Source organism: Streptomyces bohaiensis (assembly GCF_012033785.1).
Classification (GTDB): Bacteria; Actinomycetota; Actinomycetes; order Streptomycetales; family Streptomycetaceae; genus Streptomyces; species Streptomyces bohaiensis.
On sequence record NZ_JAAVJC010000440.1, the window covers coordinates 1 to 2,463 of the forward strand.

Genomic DNA, 2,463 nt, shown 5'->3' on the forward strand with positions numbered 1-2,463 from the left:
CCGCCGGGGGCGGCGCCCCCGGCGGTCCCAGTGGTCCCCGCGGTCCCGGTGGTCCGGGCGTGGGCCCACTCCAGCACGTTCAGCAGCTGGACCGGGCTCTCGACCAGTGCGTACGTTCCCGGCACGGGTCAGACCTGCGCCGGCTCGCGCTCGGCGCGCTCGGCCACGACGCCCTTGACGCGGCGCAGCTTCCTCATCGGGGCCAGCTCGCCCTCGTAGACCCGCTTCACGCCGTCACCGAGGGACTCCTCGATGGTGCGGATGTCGCGGACGAGGCGGTCCAGCCCCTGCGGCTCGACCGACGCGGCCTGGTCCGAGCCCCACATGGCGCGGTCCAGGGTGATGTGGCGCTCGACGAACACGGCGCCGAGGGCGACGGCGGCGAGGGTGGTCTGGAGACCGGTCTCGTGGCCGGAGTAGCCGATCGGCACGTTGGGGTACTCGGCCTGGAGGGTGTGGATCGCCCGCAGGTTCAGCTCCTCGGCCTTGGCCGGGTAGGTCGAGGTGGCGTGGAGCAGCACGATGTTCTCGCTGCCCAGCACCTCCACGGCGTGCCGGATCTGCTGCGGGGTGGACATGCCGGTGGAGAGGATGACCGTCCGGCCGGTGGCGCGCAGGGCGCGCAGCAGCTCGTCGTCGGTCAGCGACGCGGAGGCCACCTTGTGGGCGGGCAGGTCGAACTTCTCCAGGAACGCGACGGCCTCGACGTCCCAGGGGGAGGCGAACCAGTGGATGTTCCGCTTGCGGCAGTAGGCGTCGATGGCGCGGTACTGCTCCTCGTCGAACTCCACGCGGTGGCGGTAGTCGATGTAGGTCATCCGGCCCCAGGGGGTGTCCCGCTCGATGTCCCACTGGTCGCGGGGGGTGCAGATCTCGGGGGTCCGCTTCTGGAACTTGACGGCGTCGCAGCCGGCGTCGGCGGCGGCGTCGATCAGCGCGAAGGCGTTGTCGAGGTCGCCGTTGTGGTTGATGCCGATCTCGCCGGTGACGTAGACCGGGCGGCCGGGACCGACCGGGCGGTCACCGAGGTGGCGGAGACGGACGCCGGCGGCGGTCTGCTGGGTCGGTGCGTTCATGAGGACGTGAGTTCCTTTCCGAGGATCCACGAGGCGATCTCGCGGATCGCGCCGGCCCCTCCGGGCGTGGAGGTGACCGCACGGGCTGCGGCGCGGACGACGTCGTGCGCGCCCGCGACGGCGACGGGCCAGCCGACCAGCCCGAAACAGGGCAGGTCGTTGACGTCGTTCCCGACGTAGAGCACCCGTTCGGGCGCCACGCCGTTCTCCTCGCACCACTGCTTGAGGGCGAGGTCCTTCCGGTCGATGCCGTGCAGCACGGGGACACGCAGCTTGCGCGCCCGGGCGGCGACGACCGGGTTCTGTTCCGTGGAGAGGATGAGCAGCGGCAGATCGGCGCGGCGGAGCGCGGCGATACCGAGGCCGTCGCCGCGGTGCACGGCGACCAGTTCCCTTCCTTCGGAGTCGATCAGCACCCGGTCGTCGGTCTGGGTGCCGTCGAAGTCGATGACCACCGCGTCGATGTCGTCCCGTCGGGGCAGCGGGCCCTGGGCGAACGGCGGTGGGGGGCTGCCGGGGATGCCGTCCAGCAGCGGGGCGAGGGCGCGGGCCCGCGCGAGGTCGTGCGGGTCGTCGATCTCCAGGACGCGCGCGGGGTCGGTGCGCACCAGCTCGGTGCGGCCGAAGAAGCGGTGGCGCTCGGTGCGGAAGCCGTCGGCGCGCATGGCGTACGCGGCGCCGGTCTCCAGCAGGTCCTCGGGCCGGTCCTGGCGGCGCGGACGGTACGCCTTGTCGTGGTTGACGCCGTGGCCGCCGGCGCCGCCGCGGGGGGCTCCGGAGGTGTCGCGCCAGAGGAAGCCGTGGAACGGGGCGACGGTCAGCGCGGTGTCGGCGCCGTCCAGGACGGCCCCGGCGACCTTGTCGATGTCGTCGCGGGTGAGGAACGGGCTGGTGCACTGCACCAGCAGCACCACGTCGACGGTGGTCTCGTGGCGCTCCTCGTAGGTGTCGAGCGCGTGGAGCAGCGCGGCCTCGCTGGTCGCGGCGTCGCCGGAGAGCTCGACGGGGCGTTCGACTGACTCGGCGCCGGCGGCGCGGGCGGCGGCGGCTATGTCGGGGTCGTCGGTGGTGACGACGACGGCGCCGGTGGTGCGGGCGCCGAGGCACTCGCGGACGGCGCGCGCCACCAGGGGCACGTCGCCGACCGGCGCGAGGTTCTTGCCGGGCACTCCCTTGGAGCCCCCGCGGGCGGGGATCACGGCGAGCACGGTGGTCATGGGTGGGGACGTCCCGTTCGTGTGGGTGGTGGTGGCGGGTGCGGGGCGGCGCTCGGGGCGGCCGGCGGTGCGGCGTGGCCCTCCGCCGGGCGCGGGGGCGGTCACAGCCGCCCCCAGCGGCGGATCATCGGGGCGACGTACTGCACGCCGGTGCGGTAGGCGCCTCGCGC

Annotated in this window: 2 protein-coding genes; both read right to left on the minus strand. The window is 73.9% G+C overall.

The window, feature by feature from the left end:
• Positions 1 to 128 precede the first annotated feature (128 nt).
• A complete protein-coding gene (locus tag HCN52_RS23710; protein ID WP_168090467.1) occupies positions 129 to 1,076 on the minus strand; it encodes an N-acetylneuraminate synthase family protein in 948 nt (315 codons plus the stop codon).
• Positions 1,073 to 2,293 (minus strand): acylneuraminate cytidylyltransferase, encoded by a 1,221-nt coding sequence (locus HCN52_RS23715; RefSeq protein WP_168090468.1) that lies wholly within the window; start codon positions 2,291 to 2,293, stop codon positions 1,073 to 1,075. Before HCN52_RS23715 ends, HCN52_RS23710 begins: the two co-directional genes overlap by 4 nt.
• Positions 2,294 to 2,463: the final 170 nt, after the last annotated feature.

Coding starts and splice junctions, on each gene's coding strand:
- HCN52_RS23715 (WP_168090468.1), bottom strand. CDS start 2,293: ATGACCACCGTGCTCGCCGTGATCCCCGCCCGCGGGGGCTCCAAGGGA.
- HCN52_RS23710 (WP_168090467.1), bottom strand. CDS start 1,076: ATGAACGCACCGACCCAGCAGACCGCCGCCGGCGTCCGTCTCCGCCAC.